Annotated in this window: 16 protein-coding genes; 8 read left to right on the top strand and 8 right to left on the bottom strand. The window is 61.8% G+C overall.

Annotated elements, in window-relative coordinates; all coding sequences use genetic code 11:
* The 3 genes from F561_RS0107930 to F561_RS27160 all read right to left on the bottom strand — a co-directional run.
* On the bottom strand, positions 1-257 hold a 257-nt coding region (locus tag F561_RS0107930), incomplete at its 3' end, for a helix-turn-helix domain-containing protein (protein WP_019008907.1).
* 8 nt (positions 258-265) lie between these two features.
* On the bottom strand, positions 266-730 hold the full coding sequence (locus F561_RS0107925) for a hypothetical protein (protein ID WP_040380162.1): 465 nt from the start codon (positions 728-730) through the stop codon (positions 266-268).
* A gap of 110 nt (positions 731-840) precedes the next feature.
* A complete protein-coding gene (locus F561_RS27160; RefSeq protein WP_083922377.1) occupies positions 841-1476 on the bottom strand; it encodes a TetR/AcrR family transcriptional regulator in 636 nt (211 codons plus the stop codon).
* A 212-nt stretch (positions 1477-1688) separates the two neighbouring features.
* Between F561_RS27160 and F561_RS25100 the strand changes: the two genes are divergently transcribed.
* Positions 1689-2555, top strand: a complete 867-nt coding sequence (locus F561_RS25100; protein ID WP_157451652.1) for a hypothetical protein — start codon at positions 1689-1691, stop codon at positions 2553-2555.
* Between the two features lie 298 nt (positions 2556-2853).
* Here the strand turns inward: F561_RS25100 and F561_RS0107910 are convergent, their stop codons facing one another.
* Positions 2854-3342: a hypothetical protein gene (locus F561_RS0107910; RefSeq protein WP_019009417.1), complete on the bottom strand. Its 489-nt coding sequence runs from the start codon at positions 3340-3342 to the stop codon at positions 2854-2856.
* Between the two features lie 59 nt (positions 3343-3401).
* Here F561_RS0107910 and F561_RS30305 point away from each other — a divergent pair, with 59 nt between their 5' ends.
* Positions 3402-3533 carry a hypothetical protein gene (locus F561_RS30305; RefSeq protein WP_281166581.1) on the top strand — a complete coding sequence of 44 codons (132 nt, stop codon included), beginning with the start codon at positions 3402-3404 and terminating at the stop codon, positions 3531-3533.
* Positions 3534-3686: 153 nt separating this feature from the next.
* The gene (locus tag F561_RS0107900; protein ID WP_019009415.1) at positions 3687-4256 is read left to right on the top strand and encodes a TetR/AcrR family transcriptional regulator; all 570 of its coding nucleotides are present in this window, start codon (positions 3687-3689) and stop codon (positions 4254-4256) included.
* A 133-nt stretch (positions 4257-4389) separates the two neighbouring features.
* Here F561_RS0107900 and F561_RS0107895 read toward each other — a convergent pair whose 3' ends face one another.
* The 4 genes from F561_RS0107895 to F561_RS0107880 form a co-directional block, all read right to left on the bottom strand.
* A complete protein-coding gene (locus F561_RS0107895; RefSeq protein ID WP_019009414.1) occupies positions 4390-5142 on the bottom strand; it encodes a sulfite exporter TauE/SafE family protein in 753 nt (250 codons plus the stop codon).
* 234 nt (positions 5143-5376) lie between these two features.
* Entirely contained in the window at positions 5377-7884 is a 2508-nt protein-coding gene (locus tag F561_RS0107890) for a copper-translocating P-type ATPase (protein WP_040380155.1), read from the bottom strand.
* A 610-nt stretch (positions 7885-8494) separates the two neighbouring features.
* On the bottom strand, positions 8495-9076 hold the full coding sequence (locus F561_RS0107885; RefSeq protein ID WP_026298700.1) for a DUF305 domain-containing protein: 582 nt from the start codon (positions 9074-9076) through the stop codon (positions 8495-8497).
* Positions 9073-9495 carry a four-helix bundle copper-binding protein gene (locus F561_RS0107880; protein WP_019009411.1) on the bottom strand — a complete coding sequence of 141 codons (423 nt, stop codon included), beginning with the start codon at positions 9493-9495 and terminating at the stop codon, positions 9073-9075. Before F561_RS0107880 ends, F561_RS0107885 begins: the two co-directional genes overlap by 4 nt.
* 264 nt (positions 9496-9759) lie before the next feature.
* On the opposite strand from F561_RS0107880, the gene F561_RS0107875 reads away from it, so the two are divergent.
* From F561_RS0107875 to F561_RS0107855, 5 genes are all read left to right on the top strand, one after another.
* Positions 9760-10812 carry a peptidase C39 family protein gene (locus tag F561_RS0107875; protein WP_019009410.1) on the top strand — a complete coding sequence of 351 codons (1053 nt, stop codon included), beginning with the start codon at positions 9760-9762 and terminating at the stop codon, positions 10810-10812.
* Positions 10813-11019: 207 nt separating this feature from the next.
* Positions 11020-11982, top strand: coding sequence for an alpha/beta hydrolase family protein (locus F561_RS0107870; RefSeq protein WP_019009409.1), 963 nt, complete (start codon positions 11020-11022; stop codon positions 11980-11982).
* A gap of 17 nt (positions 11983-11999) precedes the next feature.
* Complete coding sequence (locus tag F561_RS0107865) at positions 12000-13106, top strand: LysM peptidoglycan-binding domain-containing M23 family metallopeptidase (RefSeq protein WP_425386917.1); 1107 nt, start codon at positions 12000-12002, stop codon at positions 13104-13106.
* A gap of 148 nt (positions 13107-13254) precedes the next feature.
* Positions 13255-14184, top strand: a complete 930-nt coding sequence (gene lgt / locus F561_RS0107860) for a prolipoprotein diacylglyceryl transferase (RefSeq protein WP_019009407.1) — start codon at positions 13255-13257, stop codon at positions 14182-14184.
* Complete coding sequence (locus F561_RS0107855) at positions 14181-14678, top strand: thioredoxin-like domain-containing protein (RefSeq protein ID WP_019009406.1); 498 nt, start codon at positions 14181-14183, stop codon at positions 14676-14678. Before lgt ends, F561_RS0107855 begins: the two co-directional genes overlap by 4 nt.
* Positions 14679-14688: the final 10 nt, after the last annotated feature.

Below are 14688 nucleotides of genomic sequence, written 5' to 3'. Positions count from 1 at the left end.
TTATCTTTCCGGGGTCTGCGGTTCAAGACGGCCTGGAGGCCGTCCTGTGCGTAGCGTTTGCGATTCTCCTGGACGGTTTTGACACTGATAGAGAGGGTTCGGGCGATCTCGACGTCATTCTGCGCGGCACCCTGTTCGTTCGCCATCAACAAGAGACGGGCACGCACCACCGCCTGAACACTGCGGATGCCGGTGTGGACGAAGCGGTCGAGCTCAGCGTGCTCTTCGGGCGTCAACCGCACAGGAAAACGTTTCATGCCTCATGTTATCGGTGGATACTCACCCTAATCGGTTGACGCTGTACTAGGAGCCCTCCTGCCGAGTGCAGTACCAGAGAGCCGATCGCTGCCTGCAGGTCAACACTGACCCCTGGTTGATCGGCAGCGCGGGTTGCGAGGGCGCGAATCGAGCCGACCGTCAGCAGCAAGATGGCGGTCGCGACCAGCGTCAAGAGCAGTTTGATCCCCACCCAGTCGTGGCGAAACAAGCCCCAGGGCGTTCCCAGCGCCTGTACCACACCGCTCAGCAAGGAGGTGAGTGCCAACGGAACAATGACCCACCGGGTGAGCGGCTCCAGGGCCATAGAGATGGCCCGAACGGTCTGGGTATCTTCGCTGGTCACGCCGGTCACGGCCAGGGCCAGAAAAGCAGCCACCGCGCCCAACCACCCCACAGACGCCCTGACGTGAACCGTCAGCGAAGATTTCCGGAGACTAGCGGTCAAGGGCATCAGGGCGTGCTGCCCAGCCAGGCTCAACGCTGAGTGAAGCACTTCCGGCAAGTTCAGAAGGGTGATCTGAGCGGGAGGAGATCTCACCAAACGAACGGTCTACCCCTTGGTCAGGGGGGAAGGAGAGGTAAAGACAACGTGTTGAGATAGGACAGCAGCAGGACCTTCGCTTCCTGGAGCAGTTCGGCCCGGTGCTCTACGGGCGACAAAGCGGCGAGATGCACGGCGGCATGGGTCGATTCGACGCACAGTCGAGCAGCCATCATCCGTTGTTCTTCGGACAGTGCCGGAAGATATGGTGGCAACGCCGCTGCAATATGCTGGGCCACGGCGGCATTGAAGTGCCGCTCCAACGACAAAAATTCGGCCGACGAGTAGCTTCCTGCCAACACCTGAAAGAGGCCTGGTTGGGCACGGTCCAGTCCGGTCAAGGTTTCAAAAAAGGCGTCGATCATCTCTTCGAGGGTGGCGGAACCGCTGGAAGAAAGCACGCCGTCCAGGGCGATGAAGAAGGCGGCATCGAATCGGTCGCTGAGGGCATGCACAATGGCGGCCTTGTTGGGGAAATACTGATACAGGGAGCCTACAGAAACGTCCGCACGCGCTGCGATAGCCGTGGTGGTCGTCCCCTCAAAACCCAATTCGGCGAAAACATGAATAGCGGCGTCTAAAATTTTCGACACCCGGCGATCACTGCGGATTTGACGCGGCTGACGACGAGGTTGAACGTTGAGCGCTTTGGACATAGCGGCCTCTGTTGAACGCGAATTGAAAACCTCCCTCACCCTTGAGAGAGTGAGGCCAGCCCGTACCTGCCACGCTGCAGGTGCCAAAGGAGTCTATGCTGCCTGCCCTCCCACCTCTGCGCATCCGCCGCCTTTCCACCTCCCAGTCGCCATCCGGCTTCTTTCCTTGGGCGGTCGTCCTTGCTTCTGGCTTGATGCTTTTTGGCGTTCACTTGGATGCCTGGGCGCACCACCGTTTCGCTTTGGAGTCGTTTTTCACGCCTTGGCACGGTTTGCTCTATTCCGGCTATGCCCTGCTGGCTGCCGTTTTGGTGATTCGAGCCCGGCATGGCGGTCGCCTGTCTCCTGCCGCGCTGCCTGATGGGTATGGACTTTCGCTGGTGGGCGCTCTCCTGTTCGGTCTGGGCGGATTGGTGGATCTGGGGTGGCATACGCGCTTCGGAATTGAAGTAGACGTGGAGGCGCTCCTCAGTCCTCCACACCTGCTCTTGGCCTTCGGCGCGGGATTGATGGTCAGCGGCCCCCTGCGGGCAGCATCGGCCCGCCAGCAGGCTCTGGACTGGCCAGCCGTGGCGAGCTGGGGGCTCCTGCTGTCTGTCCTGACCTTTTTCACCGCCTACGTCAATCCCCTGGCCGAACAAGAGTTGTTTGCACAGAGCGGCAACGCTTTAGGTGGAGCTGGCGTGGTGGTGCAGTCGCTGCTGCTGGTCGGTACTCTCCTGTCAGCCCTGCGCCGTGGGCCGCTGCCCCGCGGCGCCGCCACCATCCTCTTGGGTCTGAGCAGTGCACTGATGCTGTTGGTGCACCAAAATTTTGAGCTGCTGCTCCCACTCCTCGCCGCTGGACTCATGCTGGACTTTCTGATCGCGGTCCTTCACCCCACCCCGGCACGCCCCCAGGCGCTTCAGATCTTTGCGGCGACCCTCCCTGTGCTGCTGTTCACACCAGTGGTGATGACGCTCGCCCTCCGCGGCGAGTTGGCCTGGTCATTTACTTTCGCCTCTGGCGCTGTTTTGAGTGCGGCCTTTGCCAGCTGGTGTCTCAGTCTGGTTGTCTTCCCCAGCCAGAAGTTCCAGTGACCTGAGGGGAACCGACAGGGCGAACCGTTCACGGCGCTCTCTTCCAGCCATCACTTGGGAGGCCCCGCCTTGGAGAGGCCTGACCGCAGAACAGTGCAACCGAGGGTCAGACACGGCTGCACTGGTGAGGCGTGGGCAATGAACACGCTCTTGAAAGGGCCCACTGGTCAACACCACTGCTGAGTCAGCGAACACTAAGACGTTCGTCGCTCTCGGTTCTGGACTCCACAGTTCAGGCACATGAGACTTATGGTCATTGTGGTGGCTGAACTCCCAGGTTGCCCGCACTGGTTTGGGGTCACCGAACTCGAATCTTCCCCACGGGTTTGTAGACGGACAAGACGGTAATCACCAGCAGCACGAGCAGTCCTCCTCCAGAGTGAAGGACCAGGGAGCTGATCATCCCTTGCATGTCAACACTGATCTCTGGTTGCTCAGTGGCCCGACGAGCCAAGCTGCGAATCGATCCCACCGTCAGCAACAACACGGCTGTTGCAATCAGGGTCAGGAGCAATTTGATCACCACCCAGTAGTGACGAAACAAGCCCCAGGGCGTTCCCAGCGCCTGCACGACGCCGCTCAACAGGGAGGCCAGGGCCAACGGAACGATGACCCACCGGGTGAGGGGCTCCAGGGCAATGGAGACGGCCCGAACGGTCTGGGTATCTTCGCTGGTCACGCCGGTCACGGCCAGGGCCAGAAAGGCGGCCACAGCGCCCAACCACCCCACGGACGCGCTGACATGCACCGTCAGCGAGAATTTCCGGAGACCGGCAGTCAAGGGCATCAGGGCGTACTGGAGTCCGGCGGAGACGAGACCGGTTCGGAGACAGTGGAAGGCTGAAAGTGACGACCAGGACCGTGGCCACCCCCCAGCAGCTGAGCCACACCCAGCATGAGCACCAGCGTGAACCCGACCAGAATGAACAGTTTGACCCAGCGCGGCATACCGGTGGGCGGGTCTTGGAGCAGGTCTGACTGCGGCGGTGAGGACAGCCGCGGCTCAGTCTCGGGCGGCTCCAGTTTTGCCTGACCATCAGGCGCTCGGTTGCTCATGGCGGCAGCTTATCGAGACATAGTGTCTCTGTCAATTCGGCGTGTCTTTCAAAACACGCCTCGTATACTGAGGCCGTGCCGAAGCTGTGGAATGACACCATCGAAGGCCACCGCCGCGCCGTTCGCGAGGCGACCCTAGATGCGGCGGCGGCCCTGGTCGCTGAGCAGGGGCTCACGTCCGTGACGATGTCAGAAATCGCCAAACAGACGGGCATCGGCCGCGCGACGCTGTACAAGTACTTCCCGGATGTCGAATCGATTCTGATGGCCTGGCACCAACGCCAGGTTGCGGCCCACCTGCACCACCTGACCCAGGTTCGGGAGCACGCGGGCACCCCGGGACAGCGGCTCGAAGCCGTGCTTCAGGCGTTTGCCCTCATGACCCACCAGCACCACGACACGGATCTGGCGGCGCTCCTGCACCGGGGCCCACAGGTCGTCCAAGGACAGCACCAGCTTCACGGCTTCCTTCAGACCCTCCTGGCCGAGGGAGCGCAGAGCGGCGAGTTGCGGGCGGATGTCGAGCCTGCTGAGCTGGCCAGCTACTGCCTGCATGCCTTGACTGCGGCCAGCAGTCTGCCTTCTACCGCCGCAGTCCAGCGGCTGGTCTCGGTCACTCTGGCGGGCCTGCGTCCTCCAAGTTGAATCCATGGTGAAAGACAGAGTGTTTCTAGCCTTATGAGCCCAAGTGGGAACTCCTGCTGTTCCACCAAAGCAATGGAGGAGAGGTGCACAGAAGACTGGATCTCAGCGCGTACTTTGCCTGGAGACGCGCCCCTCATCGAGACAGGATGAACTGCCAAGGCACATCCACGACCAGAGTTTTGATCGCCAAAAGCAACACAGTGGTCACGAACAGCCGCCGAATCCACTGCTCGTTGAGGCGCAGGGTCCAGTGGGCCCCCAGTGTTGCCCCGGCATACATCACGGCGCTGAGCACCAGACCCAGCCGCCAATCTACGGCGCCCTTCAGCGCAAAGATGACGGTCGCCACCAACGAGGACGCGACATTGATCACTTTGGTGGTGGCCACTGCCCGGAGAAAAGGCATACGGAACGCGGCCAGAAACACGGCAGTCAGGAGGGTCACGTATCCACCGCTGAAAAACCCACCATAGACAGCGAGCAGCAGCGTCAGAACGGTGCCCAGGAAGGCGTGCGTTCGGCCTGGTGCGGCTGCACCGGGTCTTTGACGCTGTGGCCATAAGACTACGCCAGTGACCAGCAGCATCGCGCCCGCAATGATCAGCGGGAGCCAGGTCTGGGGTACCGCAAAGACCAGAAGCGCCCCCATCCCCGAGCCGGTGAATGTCAAGCCAACCAGGAGGGGCAAGCGTGGCCGGTCAAGAACACCACCTTGCAGGAACGGCACAGAGGCCCCGACACTCATCGTGGTCAGGGCCAGCATGTTGGTGCCAAGGGCAGTGGTCGGCGGCACACCGAAAGCCAGGAGGGCCGGAACAGTGATCAACGAGGTGGCTCCCGTGACCACGCTGATCACACTCGTTGCAAAGAAAATCAAGGACAACATGATGAGCTCGGACCAGGACACAGGCAGCGAGTGTAGAAGGCGCGCAGAACTGTTGACAACTTTTGTCTATAAAGGGAGGGGGTGCGGAGCAAGGTTGTCCCCGCTCCGCACCCCCAGCTGTAGGTTGCAGCCCCGTCAATCGCTCAGGAAAAGCAGCTTCGCTGCCCACCGCTTATTCCTTGACCGAAAGGTTCGGGAAACCAAGCACACCGCCTGCCTATAGGTGGAGGCTCTTCAGGCCGTCGCTGCAGGAGGTGCCACCACTGGCCGTTTCAGCCGCACCCGGTTCAGCAGCAGGGCATTGACCGTCACGATCACCGTGCTGGCGCTCATCAACAGCGCCGCCCATTCCGGCCGCAGCAGGATGCCATACGAGGGGTAAAGCACGCCTGCCGCAAAAGGAATCGCCAACACGTTATACGCTGCCGCCCAGAACAGGTTTTGTTTGATCTTCCCACGCACACGCCGGGCCAGGTCAATGCTACCAGCCACATCGGCTGGATTGTTGCGAACCAGGATGACGTCGGCGGTTTCTACGGCCACGTCGGTTCCGGCGCCAATCGCCACCCCGACATCTGCCTGAGCCAAGGCAGGTGCGTCGTTCACGCCGTCCCCCACCATGGCCACGTTGCGGCCCTGCTGCTGAAGGGCGGCGATTTGCGCGGCCTTGTCTTCAGGCAACACGTCTGCGATGACCCGGTCAATGCCCAGTTCCCGTGCCACGGCCTCGGCTGTTCGGCGGTTGTCTCCCGTGAGCATGACCGTCTGTACGCCCGCCGCATGGAGCAGCTGCACCGCCTGCCGCGCCGTGTCGCGCACGGTATCGGCCACCGCCACCACGCCTAAGAGTTGGCCCTTTGTCGCCACGTACATGGCGGTTTTTCCGTCTGAGGAGAGCCCTTCTGCCCGCTCAGCCAGCATTCCCAGCGTCAGACCCTCCCGTTCCATCAGTTTGCGGTTGCCCAACCAGACTTGCTGACCGTCCACGGTGGCCACCACTCCATAGCCCGGGATGGAATCAAAGCTCTCGGGCGGACGCACTTCCAGGCCTCTGTGCTTCGCACCGGCCACGATGGCTTCAGCCAGGGGATGCTGAGACGGCTGGTCCGCGCCAGCCGCCCATCGGAGCAAGTCCAGTTCGCTGACGCCCTCCGCGGGAATCAGGTCAGTCAAGGCAGGCTTACCGGCAGTCAGCGTGCCCGTCTTGTCGAACACGACAGTATTCACACTGGCCATCGCCTCTAAAGCAGAAGCGTTCTTGAACAGCACGCCCTCCCGGGCCCCTTTGCCCACGCCCACCGTAATCGCGGTGGGGGTCGCTAACGCCAGGGCATCCGGGCAGGCAATCACGATCGCTGACACCGCGGCCGTCAGTGCGAACACGATACTTTCGCCCAGGAGCATCCACACCAGGAAGGCCAGCAACCCAGAGCCCAGGGCCACGAAGACCAGGTACTTCCCAGCCGTATCTGCCAGGCGCTGGGCAGGCGCTTTGCTGGCCTGAGCATTTTGAACGAGCTGCACGATCCGTGACAGGGCCGTGTCACTCCCGACGGCGGTTGCCCGGAAGGTAAACGCGCCGTTCTGGTTCACGGTGCCGCCCGTGACCTTCACCCCAGCGTTTTTCACGACGGGGATGGGTTCTCCAGTGATCATGCTCTCGTCAACGTAGCTTTCACCGCGGATGACTTCTCCATCGACCGGCACCCGGTCGCCGGGACGGACTGCCAGCTCATCTCCGACCACCACCTGCTCCAGCGGCACCTCTGTCTCCTGCCCCGCCCGCACCACCCGGGCGGTAGCGGGGGTGAGCTTAAGCAGCGCTTCCACGGCCCGTCCAGTCGCGAAACGCGAGCGCATCTCCAGCCAATGTCCCAACAGGGACAGCGACGTCAGCATCGCGGCGGCCTCGAAGAAGACTTCCCCTCCGCCTAGGAACAGGGTGACCACCACGGAGAACAACCAGGACACCAGGATGCCCGTGGCGATCAGGGTCATCATGTTGGCCTCAGCGCGTCTCAGGGCGCGCCATGCTGCTGAAATGAAGGGCCAGCCACCCCACCATACGACCGGTGTGGCCAGGATCAGCCCAAACCAGGCCATCGACAGGCCAAAGGGGGGCATGGCGGTAAATCCGAAAATCTCCCCAATAGGGGAAAACAAGACCACCGGAATGGTGAGCAGCAAACTCAGGAGAAAGCGGCGCAGCAGATCGGTGGCCATCTCGGCGCCGTGTCCTGCGTGTTCGTCATGATTCACCGCGTTGCCAGCGTGTCCACCGTGACCCATGGCCGCGTGATCCAGAACTGGGGCAGCAGCTGTGAAGCCCTCCTGTTCGGCCGGGGCATGGTGGTGAGAGTGCATGCTGGATGGAGGTGTGGCCGTGGGTGTTGAATCCGTGCTGGGGACAGTGGCGTGAGCCTCAGAAGTTTCGTGGCCCACGCTGGGATGCCCCGGCTGGGCAGTGGAAGGGGCGCAGTCGGTGCAGGCGCATGCATAGCCAGCCGCGTGCAGGCGGGCCCGCAAGACGCTTTCCGTGACCACTGTAGGCAGGTAGCTGAGGTGGGCAACCCCGCGTGTACGGTCAAGATGGACGCTCTGAACCCCTGGCACCTGAGAAAGGTGGCCTTCCAGATCCGCAAATTCAGACGCGTCGTAACAGTTTTTAAACGACACCTCCAAGACTCTGGAAGGAACAGCGCTGGGGGGGGTGTGGCCGTGATGGGTCTGGTGGTCTTGCATCTTCTCCTCCCGTTTGTGCAGGCTGGGCGTTGGTGATCGGGCAGTCTTGCGGCTGTGCATGGGCTCCACTTCAGACGGGAAGGCCATTTGTGCGGCTCCGGGAGCGCCTTGGGTGGAGAGGCCTGTTCAGGAGCTGGCGCTTTCGGCTGGTCGACAGCTTGGACAGGGCAGGTATGCACCCAGACCCTCCATCGGCGTTCACGCCTGAATCTTCAGAAGACTGTATATCCCCCTGGGGGGATGCGGACCACAGCTAGAGGTGCAAGAAGGGTTTTTCAAGCAGTCCACCCTGATGTGAGCACACAAGCCCACCTGAAGCAGCAGAACAACACGGGGCGCGAGCGGATGTCCGGCAACTCGGCACCTCTTCTGCTTCGTGCATCCTATACCCTCCGGGGGAGGATTTCAACAAGGAGACAGAAAGCCATCAGCCCCACCTGAGCCAAGGTGGACGGGGACAGGACAAACGCGCGACCTCTGGCGCCAGGTCTCTCGAAGGGCCCAAGGTTTCTGTCCGAGGTGAACACCCGGCCTGCCCACAGTCTTCAGCGCATGACAGCATAAGCGGCAGACTGAGAGTGACTCGGTCTGCCTGCTTTTCAGTTGCTGCCTATGGACGGGTGCGCAGCCAGTCTTTAAAGTCGTGCATTTCATCTGCCTGGGCGGTCATGATTCGTTGAGCCAACCCCAGCACGGCTTCGGTGCTGGAGCGTTGCAGGGCAATATTGGCCATGTCGTTGGCACTCCCATGGTGAGGAACCATCATTTCTAAAAAACTACGTTCTGAATTGGCCATAGCCGTCGTCATCTGGGGCATGTTGGCCATCATCTGCCGCATCAGGTTCATACGCGCCGTGTCCATGCCGCCCAAGCGTTGCAGTTCAGATTGCATCTCCGCAATCTCTTTTTGCTGATCGCTGATGATGCTTTGGGCCCAAGCCCGCACGAGTGGGTCACGCAACCGGGGCAGTGCGGCGCGGCTCATGTCAATTGCGCTTTGATGATGTGGAATCATCATGGAGAAGAAAGCCCGATCGAACGCCGTGCCCGAAAGAGCCCGGAGCTGCATCAGCATGGGCTGCATGTTCATCCCCATCTCCATTTGAGACCTGGTGACCGGCTCTGTCCCTCCTGCCTGCGCTGCTCCCACAGGAAGCGCCATCAGTGCCGCGCTCACCAACCACGTTTTCACGCGTTCATCCCCCGCAAGACTTGCTCGCAGGCCTGTTCACAGCGGCGGCAGCTCTCGGCACACACGGCGCAGTGCTGCATGTTCATCTCGCGGGCATGCATTTCGCATTCGTCGCCACACGCCTTGCAGGCGGTCAAGCAAGCCGCAATCTGGGCCTTGAGAACCTCTGGATTGCTCTGGGTCAGGCGCGAAAGGACGCTTCCGGTGGCCGCACAGATATCCGCACAGTCCAGGTTGAGCCGGATGCACTTCACCAGATGCATCAGGTGGTTTTGCTCGCCCAAACAAGCGTCGGCACAGGACGTACACACCTGCGCACACTCCATGCAGGCGGCGATGCACTCGGCAAGGACGCCAGAATCAACGGGGCTGTGGGGCTGTGGGTGCGTGGCGAGCATGGCCTGAATACGCTGCGTCATAAAGGTCTCCTGATCGGGACGAGAGGCGGAGGGCTGAATGAACGAAGGAACGACTGCGTGGTGAGCAGCCCAGGGAAGTGCAGAGCACGCCCTGTCTCCGCCCCTGGACGGGTAAGCGCACTCACCTGAACGCCGCGTTGCTTGCCGTCACCTTGGCAGTCCCCTGTCAACGTTCTCTGAGAACGGGGCTTATGGGACCGTTAGGCAGTGCCCATACAACCGGGCGGCACCTTAACACCACGGAAACACAGCGCGTTTAAGGTGATGGCTGTGAAGCCTTTTTGGATAACTTGTGCGGCCCTGCTTCTTGCCCCCGTGGCCCAGGCCGCGCCCTATGCCCAGCAGACCAGCTTCGGCGTACCCGTGGCCGCCGTTCAAGCCGCGCAGGCACAGACGGGTGTGGCCGGTACCTGGCAAGCTCTTCCCGCCCTTCAGAGTGGACGCTTGGAAAGCGCGCCTATCACTGTTGCGCCCTTCAATGAACTGATTCCGAGTTGGAATGTGCTTGGAGCTGCGGACGCTGCTTTTACCCTTGAGATCCGTGTTCGTCGGCCGACCGGTCAGTGGACGCCCTATTTCAATTTTGGTGTCTGGCGTGCGGCCGGAAAACGCCTGAGCGCTTCTGGCCCCCAGACAGCAGACGGTATGGTCAACACCGATACCCTGACCCTGCCGTACCGGAGCACCGCCTTCCAGTACCGGGCCGCAGTGGCGGCGGGACAACAGGTCACCCTGTTGTCGTTCAATACCTCCGATACGGCGCTCAAGCTGCGGGAGCAGGGCCGGGCCGGACAGCTTCAAACCTGGAACAAGACCCTGACCGTGCCCGGCCTGTCGCAAATGATCTACCCCGGTGGAGGTGAAGTCTGGTGCAGCCCGACGAGTGTCAGCATGCTGCTCGGCTTCTGGGGCAAACCGGTTCGGGTACCCGACGCGGCCCGGGCCACCTATGACTCGGCCTACGACGGCTTCGGGAATTGGCCGTTTAACACGGCCTACGCGGCGACCCAGGGGATGCAGGCGTTTGTCACTCGCCTCGGGAGTCTGCGGGATGCCGAGGCCTTCTTGCAGCGCGGGGTTCCTCTCGCGCTCAGTGTGCGCTTCCGGCCCGGTGAGCTGCCCGGCGCGCCCCTGTCCTGGTCAAACGGACATCTGATGGTGCTGATCGGATTTGATGCACAGGGCAATCCTGTGGTCAACGACCCGGCGGCCAAAAATGATGCGGGCGTACGACGGACCTACCCCCGCGCCGTGTTTGAACGCCTGTGGCTCAACCATGCTGGGGGCATGACCTATGTCATCACGCCCAGAAGTTGAGCTTGCCCTTCGGGAGGCTGCTTCGTAACAATGACCTGGGGGTCGGCCCACCTCAGGGCCTGAAGCGGTACAGCCGACAGGGCCAGTCTCTGGACCTGGCTGATCGCCCGGCAACTCCAGGCGATCTTTGGTTTCCACCCTCTTGCCGTTCTGAACACGTCTCAATCCTGCTGATGTTCGGCGCGTTGTCCTCAGAGGTGTCACGCTATGTTGAACGTCCTGAAAACGCTGCTGCTGTGTCTCACCTTGGGCCAGGGCGCACCGGTGGGTGCCCAGGGGATTCAGAACGCGCCTCCCTCTCTCGAGATCAAGAACATGCAGGGCCGGTCTTACCCCGGCAGTGTGCTGACAACCCAGCAGAAGCTGGGCGCTGGCCGCAACTACCAGCGGAGCGTCGTCTCCTATCAGTCGGATGGCCTGCGGATCAACGCGCTGCTCACGGTTCCCAACGGCACCTCACCCGCAGGGGGCTGGCCCGCGATCATCTTCAACCACGGCTTCATTCCCCCGCAGCAATACCGGACGACAGAGCGCTACGTCGCGTATGTTGACGCCTTTGCGCGCGCTGGATTTGTGGTACTCAAACCCGATTACCGGGGGCACGGGAGTTCCCAGGGCCAACCGGTCGGCACGTCGTACTGGTCACCGGAATACACGGTAGACGTGCTCAACGCCCTGACGTCCTTGAAAACGCTCAAGAGCGTGAACGCTGCACGCATCGGCATGTGGGGGCATTCGATGGGCGGACACATCACCCTGCGGGCTATGGTAGTGAACCCGACGATCAAGGCTGGCGTGATTTGGGCTGGCGTCGTCGCGCCGTACGACCTGCTGTTCACGGGCTTGCCCCGCTGGGGCAGTGAAAGCCCTGCGGATCCGCGGGCCCAACTGCTGGCGAAATACGGCCGACCAGAGAGCAATGCCAAAGCCTATCAAGCCATTTCGCCAAATTTCTTCCTCCAGAACTTGCAGGGACGTCCCCTGCAGCTTCACCACGCCACGGCAGATACGCACGTGCCTTACCGGTTTTCTCAAGTCCTGGCCGCGGCACTCAAACAGGCCAAGCAGCCCCATACGTTGTTCACCTATGCCAACGACAACCATGACCTCAGCAACAACTTGACGCTGGCATTGGCGCGTTCTGTCTCGTTTTTCAAGCAGAATTTGTGAGTGATCAAGGGAACGCCGTGACCAAGCTTTTCCTGTGTCCTGTCCACGCCACGCTCCGGCAGGCCAGGGTACCCAGCGCCCGCAGGCCGTGGACGCGCGGCAGTCTCCTGGCGCTCGCTTTGCTCACCAGTGGGGCCAGCGCCTACACAGGGAAGCCGGGCGATCCCTTGTACCGTCTCGCCCGGTCTCAGGGGACGACTGTGGCGGAATGGGTGCGGCTCAATCGCCTGCCCAGCACGGAGCTCAACGTTGAACAAGCCCTGCAGTTGCCAGGAGAGGCGCCAGCTGAGCCCCCAGTGGCCGCCCAGGCCGGGCCACTGGTCGGCTTGACCGTGGTGGCCCCCACCACACTGCGGATGGGGGACGCGTTTGTCCTGCGGCTCCGTGGATCCGGTGCCGCGCAGGCCAGAGTGCGCTTTCCAAGTGAAGTCGGCGAAGATGTGCGGCGCCCCAATGAGCCGCTGCGGCCAGTCGCCTTCGGAAACGAGTTTGTGGTGCTGGGCCGGGTCGTGCTGGGGAAAAGCACGCCGCTCGTCTATGACATTGAGGTGGGAGGAGAGCACCTCCGCGGGAAAGTCGAAGTGGATCCACTTCCGCAGCCACTCCAACGCCTGAATCTGCCCGCAAGTCTCAGCAGCAAGCTGCAAGACCCTGCCCGCCAAGCGGAGGAGGCGGCGATGGAGCGGGCCTATCTCCGGCGGACGCCCCAGGCCTGGTTCCGACCCTTTCAACCGGCAGTGAATGTGCGATGGCAAAGTACCGCTTTCGGCCAACCCCGCATCTATGTGGTGGGCGGCCCCGTTCAATACCACTACGGCATAGACTACCCGGCCCTGGCGGGCACCGCCGTCACGGCGATGAATGACGGAACAGTCGTGTTGGTGGGACAATTTCCTGTACGCGGCGGTCTGGTGGTCCTTGATCACGGCGCGGGCGTGTCCAGTCTGTATTTTCATCAGGGCAAGCTGTTGGTTCGTGAAGGCGAGCGCGTTCGGCGGGGTCAAAAGATTGGTGAAGTCGGAACGACGGGTCTGAGCACGGGTCCACACCTCCACCTGGAAGTCCGGGTGAGGGGAGAAGCCACCGATCCGGCAGAGTGGTTCAACCGCCTGTGGCCACGGTGAGGTGGCTCTTCCTTGATCCAAGACCTTCATCAATCGACTGGTGGGGTACAGCCCTCCACCGCGGGCTGCTAGACCTTTACACAAGTTTTACACGGGGCAGTTAGTTTAAAGCGGGTTCCTCAGTGGCCCAGCGTCATCCGGAGGCTGCATGGATCCTGTGTTCTTACAAATTGGTAGTTTTACTATTGCCTGGTACGGCGTGCTGATCACGCTGGGCATCATCGCGGGCGTGTGGGTCGGCACACGCATGGCCCGGCAACGTGGCCTGAACGTTGACCTCTTTAACGACATCATTCTCTGGATGATCATCTGGGGCCTTGTGGGGGCGCGGGCCGTATTCGTGGCGACCTCGTGGAACCAGTTCGAGAACATCCCCTTCCCCCGCATTCTGCTCGACATCATCAATTTGCGGCAGGGCGGCATCTCTATTCACGGCGGCCTGATCGGCGGCATTCTGGTGCTGATCTATTACACCCGCCGCTACAAGCTCAATTTTTACCAGTACGCCGACCTGTGTGTGCCCGGCGTGGCCTTCGGCATCATCGGCGGGCGCATCGGCAACATCATGAACGGTACCGATACGGTAGGCCGCGTGACGGGCTGGCCTATCGGGTATCAGTGGCCCGCTTCGGCCCGCGCCTTCCATGACGGGATGTGCGTCAAGAATCCCAACCCCGACATGGACCTGTCGCAGTATTGCCAGGAAGTTGGTGGGCAACTGGTCATGACTGCGCCTGTGCACTTTACGCAGCTGTACGGGGTGTTCATCGGCATCATCCTCAGCATTGCGGCGTATTTCTGGTTGCGTTCGCGCAAGCCCGGTTGGGCCTTCTGGCAGTTCTGGCTGTGGTATTCCATCCTGCGGGCGGGTCTGGAAGAAACCTTCCGCCTTAACCCCCTGATTCCCAAAGCCTACCTGAGCCAGGGCCTCGATAAACCCGGCATCGGCCTCTGGACCGAGACACACCTGATCTCCATTCCCCTGATTCTGGTCAGCATCTGGCTGCTGATGAGACTTCGCAGGCAGCCCGATACGCGGGTTGATCCGGTCCCCACACCAAGGATGGAAACACCATGAACTACCGCTCGCTGGGCTTGGGCGCCCTGCTCTTCTTGTCGGCCTGCTCCTCTCAAAACATTCAGGGCGTTCAAACCTTCTCGTTTGCAGCGGGTGACCACCGCCCAGGCCAGCTGGTCTACGCTCAGGAGCCTCCGGTCGGTGGCCCGCACAATCCGTCCTGGCAAAACTGCGGGGTCTATCAGGCGCCCCTGTACAACGAATACGCGGTTCACAGTTTGGAGCATGGGGCCGTCTGGATCACCTACGGTTCGCAGGTGGCCGCTGCAGATGTCACGGTCTTGGAAGGCTTGGCGCGGGGGCGAACCCACGTTCTGGTGTCGCCTACGGCTCAGCCGTCCCCGGACATTGTCCTGAGTGCTTGGGGCAAACAACTGAAGGTCGATGGCGTGCAAGACGACCGGATTGGGGCGTTCCTCAAGACTTATGAACAGGGACCAACCACCCCAGAACGCGGCGCGCCGTGTACGGGCGGATCGTCGGGAACCACATGAGGGGCGTGGG

The organism is Deinococcus aquatilis DSM 23025 (assembly GCF_000378445.1).
Classification (GTDB): Bacteria; Deinococcota; Deinococci; order Deinococcales; family Deinococcaceae; genus Deinococcus; species Deinococcus aquatilis.
The sequence above is the reverse complement of the archived record's forward strand: the minus strand, read 5'-3'. Positions and strand labels throughout refer to the sequence as shown.